Source organism: Sneathiella litorea, from assembly GCF_009882915.1.
Lineage (GTDB): Bacteria > Pseudomonadota > Alphaproteobacteria > Sneathiellales > Sneathiellaceae > Sneathiella > Sneathiella litorea.
In genome coordinates this window covers 683363-699196 of record NZ_WTUW01000009.1, presented here as the reverse complement: position 1 = coordinate 699196, position 15834 = coordinate 683363, and the positions used below count along the sequence as shown (strand labels likewise).

General features: G+C 48.6%; 13 protein-coding genes. 7 read left to right on the top strand and 6 right to left on the bottom strand.

The annotated features are described in order from the left end of the window. Positions 1-170: 170 nt before the first annotated feature. Together GQE98_RS17275 and GQE98_RS17270 are read right to left on the bottom strand one after the other, a co-directional pair. Complete coding sequence (locus GQE98_RS17275) at positions 171-1688, bottom strand: O-antigen ligase family protein (protein WP_161317083.1); 1518 nt, start codon at positions 1686-1688, stop codon at positions 171-173. 21 nt (positions 1689-1709) lie between these two features. Continuing rightward, positions 1710-3200, bottom strand: a complete 1491-nt coding sequence (locus GQE98_RS17270) for a GumC family protein (protein WP_161317081.1) — start codon at positions 3198-3200, stop codon at positions 1710-1712. A gap of 521 nt (positions 3201-3721) precedes the next feature. On the opposite strand from GQE98_RS17270, the gene GQE98_RS17265 reads away from it, so the two are divergent. Beyond that, positions 3722-4606 (top strand): class I SAM-dependent methyltransferase, encoded by an 885-nt coding sequence (locus GQE98_RS17265; RefSeq protein ID WP_161317079.1) that lies wholly within the window; start codon positions 3722-3724, stop codon positions 4604-4606. Positions 4607-4820: 214 nt separating this feature from the next. Here GQE98_RS17265 and GQE98_RS17260 read toward each other — a convergent pair whose 3' ends face one another. Beyond that, positions 4821-6545: a cation:proton antiporter gene (locus GQE98_RS17260; RefSeq protein ID WP_161317077.1), complete on the bottom strand. Its 1725-nt coding sequence runs from the start codon at positions 6543-6545 to the stop codon at positions 4821-4823. A gap of 336 nt (positions 6546-6881) precedes the next feature. Here GQE98_RS17260 and GQE98_RS17255 point away from each other — a divergent pair, with 336 nt between their 5' ends. The 3 genes from GQE98_RS17255 to GQE98_RS17245 all read left to right on the top strand — a co-directional run bounded on the left by GQE98_RS17255 (position 6882) and on the right by GQE98_RS17245 (position 9582). After that, positions 6882-7745 carry a universal stress protein gene (locus tag GQE98_RS17255; RefSeq protein ID WP_161317075.1) on the top strand — a complete coding sequence of 288 codons (864 nt, stop codon included), beginning with the start codon at positions 6882-6884 and terminating at the stop codon, positions 7743-7745. Positions 7746-8179: 434 nt separating this feature from the next. Further along, entirely contained in the window at positions 8180-9172 is a 993-nt protein-coding gene (locus GQE98_RS17250; protein WP_161317413.1) for a virginiamycin B lyase family protein, read from the top strand. After that, positions 9169-9582: a c-type cytochrome gene (locus GQE98_RS17245; protein ID WP_161317073.1), complete on the top strand. Its 414-nt coding sequence runs from the start codon at positions 9169-9171 to the stop codon at positions 9580-9582. Before GQE98_RS17250 ends, GQE98_RS17245 begins: the two co-directional genes overlap by 4 nt. 163 nt (positions 9583-9745) lie before the next feature. On the opposite strand, the gene atzF is transcribed toward GQE98_RS17245, so the two are convergent. From atzF to biuH, 3 genes are all read right to left on the bottom strand, one after another. Then, a complete protein-coding gene (gene atzF, locus GQE98_RS17240; protein ID WP_161317071.1) occupies positions 9746-11536 on the bottom strand; it encodes an allophanate hydrolase in 1791 nt (596 codons plus the stop codon). Then, positions 11529-11903 (bottom strand): cupin domain-containing protein, encoded by a 375-nt coding sequence (locus tag GQE98_RS18340; protein WP_202526366.1) that lies wholly within the window; start codon positions 11901-11903, stop codon positions 11529-11531. Before GQE98_RS18340 ends, atzF begins: the two co-directional genes overlap by 8 nt. A 92-nt stretch (positions 11904-11995) precedes the next feature. Further along, complete coding sequence (biuH, locus tag GQE98_RS17230) at positions 11996-12673, bottom strand: biuret amidohydrolase (RefSeq protein WP_161317069.1); 678 nt, start codon at positions 12671-12673, stop codon at positions 11996-11998. A 65-nt stretch (positions 12674-12738) separates the two neighbouring features. Here biuH and GQE98_RS18030 point away from each other — a divergent pair, with 65 nt between their 5' ends. From GQE98_RS18030 to GQE98_RS17220, 3 genes are all read left to right on the top strand, one after another. Further along, entirely contained in the window at positions 12739-12972 is a 234-nt protein-coding gene (locus tag GQE98_RS18030) for a hypothetical protein (protein ID WP_202526365.1), read from the top strand. A gap of 119 nt (positions 12973-13091) precedes the next feature. Further along, entirely contained in the window at positions 13092-13994 is a 903-nt protein-coding gene (locus tag GQE98_RS17225) for a LysR family transcriptional regulator (protein ID WP_161317067.1), read from the top strand. A gap of 208 nt (positions 13995-14202) precedes the next feature. Further along, on the top strand, positions 14203-15825 hold the full coding sequence (locus tag GQE98_RS17220; protein WP_161317065.1) for an ABC transporter substrate-binding protein: 1623 nt from the start codon (positions 14203-14205) through the stop codon (positions 15823-15825). Positions 15826-15834: the final 9 nt, after the last annotated feature.

The window sequence follows — 15834 nt, the reverse complement described above, 5'->3', positions numbered from 1 at the left end:
TTTTCTCACTCTGCTAATATACCGCTGGCGCTATCGATTGAGGTAGACTTCGGCACGCAAAGTAGATTGGAGCTTTTATAACCTTTCCGGTTTTTTCAGCTCTTTAAATTGCCGTAGTTTATCTTTTAACTTTCTTGCATTATTGACCATCGTCTACTTCTCCGAGCAATTTAATTTACTCGAACAGACCCAGGAGACCTCTCTTTCCCATATTTAGCTCCCGGGTTCTTGATGCCACGCGACAGGATTACAGCCGATGCCAGGAAAACGCCAAAAAACAACGTGGTAATTGTGTAAAGGAGAATGTTTGCGACGGTTAGCCCACTTAATAAATAAGCGGAAACACCACCGAATGACCCCAGAGTGAGTGTGCGGGCCTGTGTTGATTGTGTCGTTTGCAGGATTTTGCGGATAATACTAAAGTATACTACGAGTACAAAAAAGAACGCGGTTAGTCCTATCAGCCCAGTCTCCGCGGCTAGAGTAATGTAAATATTTTCCAGTGTTGTTACTCGCTCAATGTGCTCCCACGGATATTCATACATTGGTCCGATCTGGTTATGCCTTATGGACTCAACATGGTGTGCTGGATAAGCACCGTAGCCGATACCAATAATCGGATTATCCTGAAAAATGGCAAAACCATTTTCCCAAAGGCGAAATCGTAGAGAAACATTGTCAGACCCTTGAAGCCTGTTCATTAGTCTTTCACTGAATATCCAGGGTGACGCCAAAACCACGCCAACTAATAAGCAGAAGGCGCCAGTAGCTACCCATCGCCGAAGTCGTTTCTCAAAAATAGTCAGTATGATTATTGTAATAATCAGGGCTAAGGTCGGGCCACGTGAGAATGTAACCACAAAGCCTGCAAAGATAATGAGCGTGGCAAGGCCATAAACCAACCTTCGTGACAGCCGTGTCTGGTTCACAAAGCTGAGCATGGCGAAAGGTAATAGCATGATCATGAAAGCGGAAAGTTCTAAGGATTGAGTAAAGAAGCTAAAAACTCGATAGGGCTCTGATTCTAGGTCGCCAAGTTCCCTGTTGCCCTCAATAAGATACCAAAGAAAAAAGTCTTCGTCTTTTGAAATTGGAGGCGCAAATAAATCAACCATGATGTTAGAGTGTGTGAAAAACTCATGGATAGATAAAATTCCATTAGCGACTCCGGCGATAAGTAGTACATCGAACACCAGTTGAAGCGACTTCTCATCTGGCACCGTTCGAAGGAGCGAAAAGAAAAGCAGCATAGGAATTAGGGCTGCTTTTATCCACATTGGTAGTGCGGTAGGCGCTGAAATACCGACAAGTATAGAAAATAACAATACACCACAATATATGAGTAAAGACTGGGTCAGTATTCCCCCATATTCGCCCATTTCTATTTTCTCTGGTTTCAGCATTTCCTTCAGTACAAGTATTCCGATAAATGCTACCAGCAGCATAAGTGGCGGGGGAACAGAAGGAATGCCGGGGATTGGAACTCGTATGTAAACCGGTATCAGTATTTGCGATAGAATGACAATACTTAGCGAAGCGACAGTATGCTCAAGGGTTAACCAGACAAAAAATATACCGAATAAAAAGAGAGCCAATCCTGCGCCAACAATAAAGGGGCTGACGAACGATGCAGCCAGGCTGATCAGTCCGCATATTCCCAAAACCGTTAAAATCAGAAAGCCATACATCACGCTACCGGGTGAAATATATCAGGAGCCATTCTGTTCAAACAAATTTCTTTTAAAGCTTGCCCTCCGGTCGAGTAAGTTGGAACCATCGGCAGGAATATCGGTTTTCCCAGAGGTTTCCGTCTGACGTGCGGTCTCTTCTGATACGTGATCTGCTTCGCTGGATGATGAAGCAGTGGTTAAATCGTTAAAGCTTGGAGGGTGGAATGCATAGATCCAGCGGATGAGTAGAACCCATTCAACAACTAAAACGCCAATCAAGGCTATTACAGCGGCCAACGCAAAACCTATAGCAACAAGAACGAGCCGAGTAGGCTTTTGTGGAAATAATGGAACAGCTGGAGCATCTATAATATGAACAAGAATTTGGTTGTCACGATCAAAAAATGTTTGACGATCTTTCGCTGCCTTGCTGTAGGTTTCATATGAGGTTGATAGCAAGCGCACTTGTCGGGAAAGCCAGTTATAACGTGGTTCAATTTCGAGCAGTCTCTCCAATTCGGCACGATCCTGCTCTATCACATAGGCTAGTGCTTTTAATTCTTCATTCAACACTTCTCTTATGCTTGCTATTTGTGCATCAAGGCGGAGAACATCTCGCTGGTTTTTTGTAAAACTGGCTGCAAGTCGTACCCGTTCATTTAACAGTGCGTTGAGATTAGCATTTTGTTGAAGTATTTGCGGAGGGGCATTTGGACCGGTGATTGTAAAGATCATGTTGCCCGGTTCATCCTCACTCGCATTCGAAGATTTCGCAAGAGATGACAAAGTATCGAGGCGCTCCAGAATTTGTGATTTTTCTAGGGCAATATCAACAACACCATTCTCAACCATAAAATCGGTAAGTGCGCGCTCCGCTTGCTCTAGCTCCTTGTTGAGTTGTTCTGTTTGTTCTAGATAGATTGTAGCGCCCTCGGATTTAGCGCGTAAATCGGCGAGGCGTTTTTTATAGATGTTGATAAAAGTATCGAGGACAACCTTGGGAGCTTCGGGGTTTTTTGATGAAAAACTTACTTCTATCACCTGTGACTTACGCACCGGGAATATGTCGAGGCCGCTTTCAATTGTTTGTATGTTCTTGTGGTGTGGATTGTCAGGATTTATCAGGAGCATTTTCACCAGCAAAAGCTTGATGTTTTTAGTCACTGAATTGACGATATCCGACACAAGGCGAATATACCACTTCGAAGATGGCGTTTGTTCAAACACCCAGGCTGGAACTGAATTAACCAACTCTTCAGCGAGTTCCCGTGTTCGCATCAATTCCACTTGAGAGGCGACAAATTCTTCCGATCGCAATGTTGCGACGCTATTGCGTTGTTCGGAATGCGTTGTGTCAAGCCGCGGAGAGGTAAGTGAGACAAAAATAGTAGCAGTGGATTTGTACCATTGCGATTTTAAATATGCACCCGCGGTTGCGGCCAGAAAGCAGACCATAAAAATCGAAAGGTACAAGCGGCGCCTTTGGACAAGGGTTCGGCCAAGTCGTATGAGCAGTTCGTTAAAATCCATGCAATATCCTCAAAAAAGAATGGCGCACAAGATCGGATGGGTTGAACTTCCTAATAATCATAATATTAGTGATGCATTTGTTTAATTTAATGTCCAGAAAAAAACAGCACATTCTGATATATATGTATAAGTATCTATAATTCCTCTGGTTGATTTTTATATTCACTGGCCTGCTTGTCAACTATCTAATATTAAACAAATTCTTGAAAAGTAACCAGTTAGCTTTTTTGCTATTTTTGCGGGAGAATCTTGACAGGGGGTAAGGGGGCAGAGATGCCAGTGTATTATCCATTTCGAGGCTAATTGGCGTGGGCCTTTAGGGTGTGTAGATCAAAGTATAAGGCACAATAATTATATTTCATGCTAAGCAGTAGAACCAATATGTTTTGATTTTAGTGTCAATATGAGTAAGACATTAAGAAAATTGTAAATATTGCAATGCGTGTGGGTTGCTTTGGAAGTTTGATTTTTACCGGCTCATTAGAGGTAACCTTCAGTAGTTTTTTGATCGGGCAATTTGAATGATAAGCGCGGCTAAAAGTATAACACATCAACATCTCTTAAGTGTCTTAAACACAGAGACAGAAGGTTTTTCTGAGTTAAGGCGGCTTAGAATTTTGGATATTGGGTGCGGTGATGGGCATCTGATAAACTATTTGATGGAAAATATTGCAGTCCTAAATCCAAACTTAAATTTCGAAATTTTTGGATTTGATGTTGATGATCATGGAGTGCAATCAGAAGGATATTTTGTAAAAACAATAGAGGTTTTAGAGGAAAGATTTCCAGACATTGCGTGGGAAGATAGATTGTGCGTTTTCTCTGCAAGAGATACATGGCCGTATCCTGATGATTTTTTTGACATTGTCATTTCAAATCAAGTTGTCGAGCATGTTGATGATCACAATTTGTTCTTTTCAGAGATTAAGAGAACCTTATGTCCTGACGGTTTTTCTGTTCATCTATTTCCCTTAAGGCACAATATTTATGAAAGTCATTTGCACTTACCATTAGTACATATGATTTCAAATCATGATTTCATGGTGTCTTACATAAAGGTTTTGAGTAAAATTGGACTTGGAAAATATAAAAATCACAATAAATCCAAAGCTACGCCGTTGAACGAGTACGCTAAAAGTCATGCGGACTTCATATTCTTTTTTACGAACTATCTGTCATATTCTGAGGTTCTAAAATTGGGTAAACGGCATTCTCTGCCGGGCTCATTTCGGTATACGCAAGAGTTTTATTGGGCAAAATTGCGATCAATCTTTGGTTTTAAGCCTATATATAAGTTCAAAAAGAACAGATCTGCCGTTGCCGATTGGTTCGCCATTTTTCTATTGAAATATGTTGCTGCCGTTACGCTTGTTCTTAACAATAGCGAAGACTACACTAAGAAGTAGAGGCTCTCAGTCGGTTAGCCTGGAGTAGGGGGGGCATCGCATCAAATGGGCTCAATTGATCAGGTGGCCCGAACTTAAGCATCTTTCCGGCTCTTTATGTGGCAGAATGAGGATTATCTTCAGCCTGATTGCTAGATCGCTCTTGATTTTCTCGCCACCAAATTACTGTGATAATGCCAAACGAGTATTATTTACGCCTATATCAAGTATTCTTTTAATATGGTCGCTGCTGTTCTTCTGTTTCGATTGGGGGAATGTTTGCCCGTTCTTCTTCCGGCGCGCCGCAAAGAATTTCAACTGCCCGATCTGCAGCGTCCTGAAAAGGCTCTAGGATAATATCAGCGCCGGCGCCAATTAGGTCTTCAGTATCTGTTGTCGAGTGGGATGTCGCCGCAATGCGTCCTCTAAAACCGGCTGTTCTGGTAAGCTGAAGGAGAGTCATGCGAGTGTCTTCATGGGAGAGACCAAGAGGATGCTCGGGAACTGTCGAGACAATCCACTCCGCTCGTGAGAGCGGCAGCGCTGTTACGAATTCGGGATCAGTTGCATCTCCGAACTCAACATCGAGACCAAGCTCACGCCAGCGCCGAACGGCGTAAGGATTAAAGTCCACACCGAGCACGGGAATGCCCCGTTTTTTAAGGCGCACGCCAATGGATGTGCCAAAACGGCCCAGACCAAAAATGATTACAGGATAGGTTCCCTTGTCATGCGTTCCAAACTCACTCGGTTCTCGGGGGGTCTCCTTACGTTCAAATATGCCTAGGATCGGCTCAAACAGACCGTAAAGCTTGTGCGAATAGGTAATCATATAAGTTGATGCCGCAATAGTCACAAGCCCGACCAAGGTTACAAGTCCGAGTGCTTCTTCCGCAACTTGTCCAAGTGATACGCCCATAGCAATGAAAATTAGGGAAAACTCGCTAATTTGCGCCACTGTCAGGCCGGCGAGGAACCCCGTACGCTTGCGATAGCCCATGGCTCCCATGATTGCGAGTACAATCATGGGATTACCAATCAAGACAAACAGAGAGAATACAATCGCCGCAGAAACATGGGCTCCGAGAAGGGATAGATCCAGTGTTGCCCCCAAGGCGATAAAGAAAAACAGCAATAGAAAATCGCGAAGAGGCGCCAAACGGGCTGCAACTGTCTCCCGGTAAGGCGTTGACGCCAGAGACACACCGGCAAGCAAACCTCCGACTTCCTTGCCCAGTCCGACGAAATCTCCAATTGCTGCGAATATTGCGGCCTGTGCGATCGCAACAATTACCAGAAGTTCAGGCGCACGAGCGAGCCGTTCGGTCAGTGGGTTTGCAACGTAACGAACAAACAGCATCACCAGGCCGACCATTGCAACGCCGGAAAATAAGACGATCAAAATGTCGCTATTTCTGAACTCGTCATCCGTGCCGATACCCACAGCGGACAGAACGATCATTGCAAGAACGACAACAAGATCTTGAACAATTAAAAAGCCAAGTGCGATCTGGCCGTGAAGGGAATCAATCTCTCGTTTGTCTGATAGAAGTTTCACAATGATGATGGTGCTGGAGAATGTGAGCGCCACTGCAACATAAAGGCTGGTAATAGCGTCGAAACCAAACGCAAGTCCAATCAGAAATCCAAAAATTGATGTGAAGGCAACCTGTCCTAGCCCCGTCATCAAAGCCACGGTACCAAGAGACCGGATTAATTTAACATCAAGCTTTATACCAACGAGAAACAACAGCACGGCAATGCCAAGCTCTGATAAAAGACTGATTTGCGCATCGGAGTGAACCATGTCGAAGCCGGAAGGACCTGCAATCAGCCCCACAGCGATAAAGCTGACAATCAGGGGTTGGCGTAGAATAATACCGATAAGGCCAATTCCTGCGGCCAAAACGAGAAGGACAGCGACTTCTCCAAATACAGAATGAGTAATGATTTCTGACAACTAAAATCCCTCGTTAGCTATTCTTAGGCCTCTAACGCTTGATGATGATTTCTCTGTCTACGAAAAGTTGTGCATCGACAGAAGCTGGTCCAATTATTTTGCGCAATCCGCTATTCCTGTTCAATTTCTATTTCCTTCGGTCGGTTATTCTTAAGTCAGGGGGGTATCAGACCAATAAAAAGCTGAAAAAGCTCACTTTTTTCCGCCACCAGGGCGCCGCTCACTCGCCATTTTTGATCGCCAATTAACCTGTTCTATGGTACCATAGAATGATTGGATTATTGAAGGTAGAATTTACTATGCGAATTGTTATTCGCATTTAAATTGTGGTGCGAAATGAAAAGCTTACTCGTGGCAACCGATTTTTCCGAACGTTCTGACAGAGCGATCCGCCGGGCGACATTGCTCGCGCGAACCTACGATGCGGCGGTTATGCTTATTCATATAGTTGATGACGATCAACCAAAACGCCTCATTAAGGCGGAAGAGCAGGCAGCAAGTAAACTTTTGGAGGAACAGGCAAGGTCTCTGCGTGAAATTGACGGGCTTGAATGCGAGTTCCGTATCGCGCTTGGCGACCCATTTGAGAAAATCATGCAAATAGGACGTGAGGAAGATGTTGATCTGGTGATCATCGGACCACATCGCCGGCAAATCCTGAAAGATGTTTTCGTGGGAACAACAGCCGAGCGGATAATCCGGACAAGCGATCGGCCAGTGCTGATGGCAAACGCAGTTCCAGCAGGTGCTTACCGACAAATATTGATCGCGACTGATCTTTCTGACTGCTCAGGTGATGCCCTTCGGGCCGCAGTGGGGCTCGATTTAATTAAAAAGTCAGATGTATCCGTACTCCACGTTTTTGACGCTCCACCAACCGGATTAATGAATAGGGCATCTTTGAGCGATGACCAGATACAAGACTATCTGTACAATGAAGAACAACGTGCATCCTTAGATTTATTAGCATTTCTGGTGGAGCATGATTTAAGGTCAGTGCCTTCTATTCTTAAACCCGCGATTTCGTCAGTCGAGGAGGTCATTCTATCCGCCGCACGAGAAATTTCTGCAGAGGTCATCATCATAGGTTCGCGCGGCAAGACAGGGTTGGCAAAAACTCTTCTGGGCAGCACTGCGGAAAAGCTGTTGTGCGTGTCGGATCATGATATTCTGGTCGTGCCACCCAGACTTCAGGACTAATGCGCTCATCCATGCGGAATGAACTGCAGGGCAGCACTATAATTACGAGAGGGTATATCTTTACCTAAGACTTGAACCTTTAGTTGTAGCAGATTGCTCTGGCACCGGTATCTCAACCTAAATTCGGTAACCGGTTTTTTCTTAGTAAGACGTTAAATTCCGCACCAAACAAGCTCAATCACATTTCGTTTAACTGTACCCTGTATAGTAGTCTTGGTCGCCGCTATTGTGCTAATGTCTATACCGTGAACTGTATATGGGGATTAAGGATATGAGGCTGCTTGAACGTAGTGTGGCGGCTCCCGTTCATCCCCTTAAGACCCATGAGAAAATACTAAACAAGGAGGTAGTAGAGTGACATTTCTCTCGCGGCATAGCCGGTCTCCTAATGACCAGATTCCAGTGAAACCAGAGGAGGATATCTGATGAAATCTATATCGCGACGTGACTTCACTATGGCGGCCGCGTCCTGCGCAGCGGTGCTTTCAATGCCGATTGGCCAGGCCGCACTGGCAGCTCCAGGTTTCAGCTTGACTTACTTCGACGCCCGACCCGGATCCCGTTCACGCGACCTGGCTTTTGATCGCGATGGTATGGTCTGGTATTGCGGTCAGCGTGACGGGACGCTGACCCGGCTCGATCCCGCGGATGGATCGTTGCATCCGGTTTCACTCGGCGATAATGCAGCGCCACATGGCGTGACGCTGGGTCCGGACGGGGCCATGTGGGTAACGGAGGGGGGGCAGAACGCCATCGCCCGGCTCGATCTGGCATCAGGCGATGTCGATTTGTTTCCGCTGCCCACGGAATTTGCACGGGCTAATCTCAATACCGGTACATTCGATCTTGATGGCATATACTGGTTTACCGGGCAAAACGGAGTTTATGGCCGTGTCGATCCTGCAACCGGCAAGCTCGATGCCTGGCCGAGTCCCGGCGGGCCCGGCCCGTATGGGATCACGGTAACGCCGGGCGGCGATATCTGGTACGCCTCTCTCGCCGGAAACCATATCGCGCGCATCGATCCCGCGACCGGACAGACAACTCGGGTCGACCCCCCGACGCCAAGGCAGGGAGCGCGCCGCGTTTGGACGGATTCGCGCGGGCGGTTATGGATCAGCGAGTGGAACAGCGGCCAGGTGAGCGTGTATGACCCTGCCGAAGAATCTTGGCAGCAATGGAAACTGCCGGGTACTGGGCCGCGTGCCTACGCCGTTTATGTCGATGAGCGCGACAAGGTCTGGCTAACCGATTTTGGTGCAAATGCTATCGTTATGTTCGATCCGGAAAGCGAGAGCTTCAGCAGCTTTCCAAGTGACCGGGCAGGCGCGAACGTCCGCCATCTGATAGGGCGCGCAGGCGAGGTTTGGGGAGGTGAATCCGGTAATGATCGCATCGTGCGTATTCGGTTCGGGGATGCTGCATGAAACCATTTTCAATGGTTATCGCCCTGATTGGTTTGAATGCTCCAATCTCAGGGGCGATTGCCGGAGAAGTTGCTGGGCGTGAGGCTTTTGCCCCCTGTCGCGCCTGCCATAGCCTGAAGGCGGATGCCGGGGTTATGGCCGGACCGTCGTTGTCTGGCCTGATCGACCGCGCAGTTGGCGGAGATCCGGAATTTGATTATTCTCCGGTTCTGCGCGCTGCGAATTCCGCCGGCGAGGTCTGGACCCCTCAACTGTTGGAAGAATTTCTCGCGGATCCGGAAGGAGTGTTTCCAGGCATGTGGATGTCCTATCCGGGCATACGGGACGAGGTTGAGCGCGCCGCTTTGGCACGGTATATCGTTTCGGTATCCAACCGTGATTCCTCGTCTGCGCAGCAGAAAAAGGAATGAGTCGGATATAGTATACTGCCCATGCGCAGTATCGAGCGCATTGGACCTCATCAAAAAGGTTAAAGCGGGGCAGGGCACTTGGCTTCCGTAGATCAATCCTATGAAAATGAACCCACTACGTGACATGCTCTAAGCTGGCGAGCAACTCGGACCCACCATAACCCTAATCCGCGTGAAGAAATTTTCGCCATCCACCGAAATTTGTAATATCAGTGGCGCCCTCAAGTCCGGCGGCTTCACAGATGAAACCGTTTACAGCTGTCCCATCGGAAAGAGATACCGTGCCAATTCCCAACGGTGCCGGGATGCCTCGAATGAATTCCCCGAACTCCTTCACAGGAATTGCCCAGATTTCCAGATCGATCATGGTCCCCTTTTTATTTCGCACTAGGCCAGGGCGATAAGGAGGGCCGCCAGCAAGACTATAGAGACGATAAATTGGTGCGGTCTTGGCGTCCTTCAGAAACCGACCGCCGAGTTTAGTAAGCTCGCCATTCAGCGGCAGGCCGGACATATGTGCGCCCACGGCCGCTAGGCAGATTTCATCTTTGGAAACGACCGGGTTGTTCTGTGGTGGCAGCGGTTGTGTCCAGTTGGTTGCCCCGAGAAGAACCCCGGAGCGGTAATGCAGAAGCGCAGCGAGGCTAGCAACAACGGCATCCTTGCCGGCTTTGGCGAGAAGGGTAACACTTCCCGGCCGTCCATCTGTGCGGGTGGTTACAGGAACGGCAATTCCGCAAAGATCGAGAAGATTTACAAAATTGGTATAGGTGCCGAGCCGCGCATTTGGACCGATTGGATCTTCTTCGAGGTCTGCGAGCGAATAGAATGTCGGAATTGAGGGAACGCAGAAAATATCTACAGAATTGATAAGCGGGGCGATGATGCGCTTCAGTTCTTGAAGCTTATACATTCCGCAGAAAGCATCTGCTGCGGATAATGATTCCGCTTTGCTGACAATGGCGCGCGTTACTGGAAGGATCGCCTCGGGATTTTCCCGCAGAAGATCGGCGATGACAGTGAAACGCTCTGCGACCCACGCACCTTCATACAACATATTTGCAATGTCATAGAAAGGGGTAAAGTCGATCTCGACAATTTCACCGCCAAGCGCTGTTATGGCGGCGAGAGCAGCATCGAAGGAGTTGGACTGGACAGCATCTCCAAAGAATTCCCTTGTTTCGACTGTCGGCACACCAACGCGAAAGCCTGGTCGCATTTCCTGTAAACCATTTACAGGAGTTTCGCGTGAATAGGCATCCAGCGGATCATAGGCGCTTGCCGACTGAAAGGCGCGATAGGCATCCTCAACTGTCAGGGCAAATATTGAGATCGTATCAAGGGTCCTGCAGGCCGGAACGACACCTGATGCCGATAACGCACCAAGGGTTGGTTTGAGGCCGACTATATTATTTAGTGCGGCGGGCACCCGCCCTGAACCTGCAGTATCGGTACCAAGTGAGAAGCTGACTAACCCCAAGGCTACTGCGACGCCGGATCCCGAACTCGATCCACCGGGGACAATTTCCGGATCAATGGCATTTTTGGGTGGTGGGTATGGTGAGCGAATGCCCACCAACCCCGTCGCGAATTGATCAAGGTTTGTCTTGCCAATCAGGATAGCACCGGCTTCTCTGAGCTGGGCGACGACGAAAGCATCCGCATCGGCATCATATTCATATGCTGGACAGGCCGCGGACGTCGGTAAGCCGGCAACGTCAATGTTGTCCTTGACGACGAAGGGTATCCCCCAGAGTGGCTTCGTAACTGGATCGAATGCACCAAGCTTTTCCGCCTCCCCCTGGGCTGCATCCTGGTCGACCAACTTCAGGAAGATGCCGGGATCAGCGGCTTCCTCTATGCGTCGATAGCATTCTGCAATTATTTCAGAAACATGTGTTCCATCGGCATAGGCGCGATGCAGGCTGTTAATGTCAAAGGATATATCAGTCATCGGCATTGCTACTTTTAGAAATTACTACTGGTTCATCGACAAAGACGACTGGCTGTTGCCATTGAATAAGAACGACGCAACCCTCATCGGACCAGACGGCATGTTCGCTACCATCGGGATTGGCAACATAGGTTCCCTTTGTATAGTGACCGTTCACATCGCTTTGTGATCCGTCGAGAACGAGAATGGTTTCTAAACCTGCGTGGCGGTGCCTTGGCACCTGCGCGCCCGGTGCATATTTCAGCAAGGCGATCCCAGGTTCACCTTTAAGCAACCAGCAGATTTCCACGCCTGGCTGGAAGGGTTCAAAAATACAGTCTTTCCACCCGTCGGGAACGAGCTCACTGAATATGGCCGGTTTGGTCACTAATTGCCTCCAAAATTTTATCGTTATCTGTTGCCCAGCCGACGATTCTGTCTGCGCAAACCTCAAGAGTGTCTATTTCCAAGTGCCGTTTGTCATGGCAACTGGCTGATGAAAGTAGCGCTGTTGGAGACCGTCCCGAAAACGCCGCCCTGCATCTTGACCATCTTGACGGCAGCGGCGTGGTTGCCGGGATCAGTAGCTGCACAGCAATCCTCCAGCAGCAGGCATTCAAATCCCCTGTCGTTGGCTTCGCGCATTGTCGTATGGACGCAAACATCGGTCGTGATACCGGTCAGGACAATATTCTCGATCCCGCGGACGCGCAGCATCAACTCGAGATCTGTTGCACAGAAGGAACCCTTGCCGGGCTTGTCAATGATTGCTTCATCGGGGAGGGGAGCCAGTTCATCAATGATTTCCCAGCCGGGTTCTCCGCGGACAAGGATTTTGCCGCAAGGGCCCGGGTCCCCAATGCCAGCCCCGATTTGTCGGGACCGCCATCGCTTATTGGCAGGGAGGTCGGCAAGATCAGGGCGATGGCCTTCACGGGTGTGGAAAATATGATAACCCTTGGCGCGCATAGCGCCGAGGACATTGGAAATGGGCTCAATGGGTGCTCTCGTCAGGCTGAGGTCGTATCCCATCTGGTCAACATAACCGCCAACCCCGCAAAAGTCGGTCTGCATGTCAATAACTATGAGCGCCGTATTTTCAGGCTTTAGATCGCCATTATAGGGCCAAGGGTAGGGATCTGCTTCTATGACACTCATGTCGCCAACTCCAATATTGAACCTGTGTTCGTCGTCTGTTTATTCATAAGAACCTTTAATTCGTAATGCTCAATTCAGCAGGCGCGCCGGTCATCGACGTCGAGGGACGGTTCACCGGTGAAAATTACCTGACAGGTGATTATCGGATCGATAGCCCGCGCTCCCAGAAAGAAGCAGTTGATTTTAAAATATTACGGCGGGAGATTTTGTATTGGATACTCATCGAAACTCTCCTGAAATTGAGCGATTTGAAAATATTTTGCACGGCGCGTCTCAATTGCTTGAAATTTCACGCCTGAGCACAATCTTTCATCTCTGATAAAGTTAATTTTGCAGGTGCGAGTGCATCTGTCTCCTGCTATATATTCATCAAGACGCTGCAAAAAATGCAGCAGTAGCTGCTCCGGGAAGGGCACTTATGAAGCATCTGACCAGTATACGTTATATCGATACTGTCGCCCGTATCGGGTCAATCCGAAAAGCAGCAGAAGTACTGGCGATAACGTCCACTGCTTTGAACCGCCGCATTCTGGCCATAGAAGAGGAACTTGGCGTTCCCATTTTCGAGCGGCTGCCACGCGGTGTGCGGCTCAATAGTGCCGGGGAAATCTTCGTTCATCATATTCGCAATCAGCTTTCGGACATGGAACGGGTCAGATCCCAGATTGCCGATCTCTCAGGCATCCGGCGGGGACATGTGTCAATTGCCTGTAGCCAGGCTTTGCTTCCCTATTTCCTACCGCAGCAAATTGCCATCTACAGAAAAGAGCATCCGGCGGTAACATTTGGCGTTTACTTGCGTGACAGAGCCGCGGCCGAGCAGGCGCTTGTCGATCATACCGCCGATCTCGCGCTAGTATTCGAACCCGTAAGGCTTGCGGAATTTCAGACAATCCTAACAGTCCGCCAGCAGGTCTATGGCGTGATGTCCGAAAACCACCCGCTGGCGAACGAAGAAACACTGCGGCTGCGGGATTGCCTTCAACACCCGATTGCCTTGCCGACCAACCCCTATGGTGTGAGGTACTTGATGGAACTGGCTCTCGTGGACTCGGCCATAGTCCTGAACCCGGTTATTGAATCAGACAGTTTCGAATTCCTGCGCAATCATACGCTAACTGAAGGGGTCATATCGTTCCAAATTCCGATTGGCCTGCCAGTGGAAGATATTCCCAAAGGATCCGTCGCGCGCCCGATCGACCTTCGTGATGTGCCAACTGGCCTGATTTATATTGGCCAGTTACGCGGCCGTACTTTGCCTGTTGCCGTGGCGCGTTTCGCCGATCAAATAACCAAGGCACTCCAAATTCGCTACGAGTAAAGTGGCTTGTCGCCTAAACTTTCCCATTGAAATATTTATCCGATGCATTTTTTGCAGCATTGCTGAAAAAAAATAGCAGCATACTGCAGCGCTATATCCTGCTGTAGTGCTCCTTGAGAAATGGTCGCATGGAATTTTGTTCCCGCAGGCCGCTATACGAAAGACCTTGAGCTTAAAATCGACATGAGTTCTATCCAGGAGACGAAGCATGCGAAGAAGAGATTTTCTTAAAACAATGGGCGTTGCCAGCAGCGCCGCTGTAATTCCATTTCTAAAATTTTTGCCGGCAGAAGCGGCGGGAAGGGACGATACGCTTGTTGTTGTTAGCGGAAACGGTCCGAACAGCATGGATATTCAGCGCAAAGGCACAAACCGGCCCAGTTACCAGATTGCTGTCAATCTGTATGACCGGTTGGTAGGTTACTCAACGAAGACACTGGCCAACGGCACCTTGATGTATGACTATTCCAAACTGGAGCCAGAGGCCGCGGAATCATGGGTTGTATCGCCGGACGGAATGACGATTACCTTTAAGATGCGCAAAGGCGCAACCTTCTGGGACGGCGCTCCCATTACCGCCTATGACGTGAAGTGGTCATTTGACAGGGCTGTCAGCCTTGGCGGATTCCCAACGGTGCAGATGAAAGCCGGTTCGCTGGAAAAACCTGAGCAGTTTGAAGCTCTCGATGCGGATACTTTTGTCATTAAGCTGACCCGCCCCGACAAGATGACACTGCCTGATCTAGGCGTGCCAGTACCGATTATTTTTAATTCCGAGCTGGCGAAAAAGCACGCGACGGCCGACGATCCCTGGGCAACCGAATATTTGCATCGCACACCTGCAGGCAGTGGCGCCTTTATGCTGGAGCGCTGGGATCCAGGCCAGCAGGTTGTATATAAACGATTTGAGGGATGGAAGAACGGTGAGTTACCTGGAATATCGCGCGTGATTATCCGTGAAATTCCATCGGCCTCGACGCGCCGTGCATTGCTTGAAAAGGGCGACGCAGATGTCTCCCTCGAAATGCCGCCAAAAGATTTCGCGGAGCTAAATGCGTCCGGTAAATACACAATCACCGGCGTGCCAATCGAAAACTCCATGATCTCCATTGGCCTGAATTTGAATTTTGAGCCTTTCGCCAACAAACTGGTCCGTCAGGCAATTGCCTACTCAGTACCTTATGACCAGATTTTCAAGCAGGCAGCTTTTGAACGCGGAATTCCGTTATGGGGCGGCAAGTCCCTGACACCGGCGACAATCGAATGGCCGCAACCGTTTCCGTATAATACGGATTACGACAAGGCGAAGGCTCTGTTGACGGAAGCCGGTTACGAGCAGGGGTTTGAAGTCCCCCTATCTTTTAATCTTGGTCTCGCGCAATGGTCAGAGCCTATGTGTTTGCTGCTTCAGGAAAGTCTTGAGAAAGTTGGAATCAAGGCAACGATCGAGAAGATTCCGGGCGCAAACTGGCGAACGGCGGCATTGGTCGAAAAGAAACTGCCAATGCACATCAAGGACTTTGGCGGCTGGCTGAACTATCCAGACTATTATTCATTCTGGGTTTATCAGAAGGATCGGCTATTCAACTCGATGAATTACTCCAATCCGGAAGTCGAGAAAATTACGGATGCCACTTTGAAAATGGAAGTGAGTGATCCGCAATATGAGCCGAATATTAAAAAGCTCCTGAGTATCTTCTTTGAAGATGTTCCGTTGATCCCGGTGTATCAGCCCTATCTTGATGTTGCGATGCAAAAAAACATCACAGGCTATCAATATTATGCTCACAGGCAGCTTGATTGCCGCTCTTTCAACAAGGCGAGCGTATAAAAATCGTCG

Bases quoted from the DNA above. Each gene is read 5' to 3' on its own strand.
- GQE98_RS17275 (WP_161317083.1), bottom strand. From the start codon at position 1,688: ATGTATGGCTTTCTGATTTTAACGGTTTTGGGAATATGCGGACTGATC.
- GQE98_RS18030 (WP_202526365.1), top strand. From the start codon at position 12,739: ATGCTCAATTCAGCAGGCGCGCCGGTCATCGACGTCGAGGGACGGTTC.
- GQE98_RS17270 (WP_161317081.1), bottom strand. From the start codon at position 3,200: ATGGATTTTAACGAACTGCTCATACGACTTGGCCGAACCCTTGTCCAA.
- GQE98_RS17255 (WP_161317075.1), top strand. From the start codon at position 6,882: ATGAAAAGCTTACTCGTGGCAACCGATTTTTCCGAACGTTCTGACAGA.
- GQE98_RS17265 (WP_161317079.1), top strand. From the start codon at position 3,722: ATGATAAGCGCGGCTAAAAGTATAACACATCAACATCTCTTAAGTGTC.
- GQE98_RS17245 (WP_161317073.1), top strand. From the start codon at position 9,169: ATGAAACCATTTTCAATGGTTATCGCCCTGATTGGTTTGAATGCTCCA.
- atzF (WP_161317071.1), bottom strand. From the start codon at position 11,536: ATGACTGATATATCCTTTGACATTAACAGCCTGCATCGCGCCTATGCC.
- biuH (WP_161317069.1), bottom strand. From the start codon at position 12,673: ATGAGTGTCATAGAAGCAGATCCCTACCCTTGGCCCTATAATGGCGAT.
- GQE98_RS17220 (WP_161317065.1), top strand. From the start codon at position 14,203: ATGCGAAGAAGAGATTTTCTTAAAACAATGGGCGTTGCCAGCAGCGCC.
- GQE98_RS17225 (WP_161317067.1), top strand. From the start codon at position 13,092: ATGAAGCATCTGACCAGTATACGTTATATCGATACTGTCGCCCGTATC.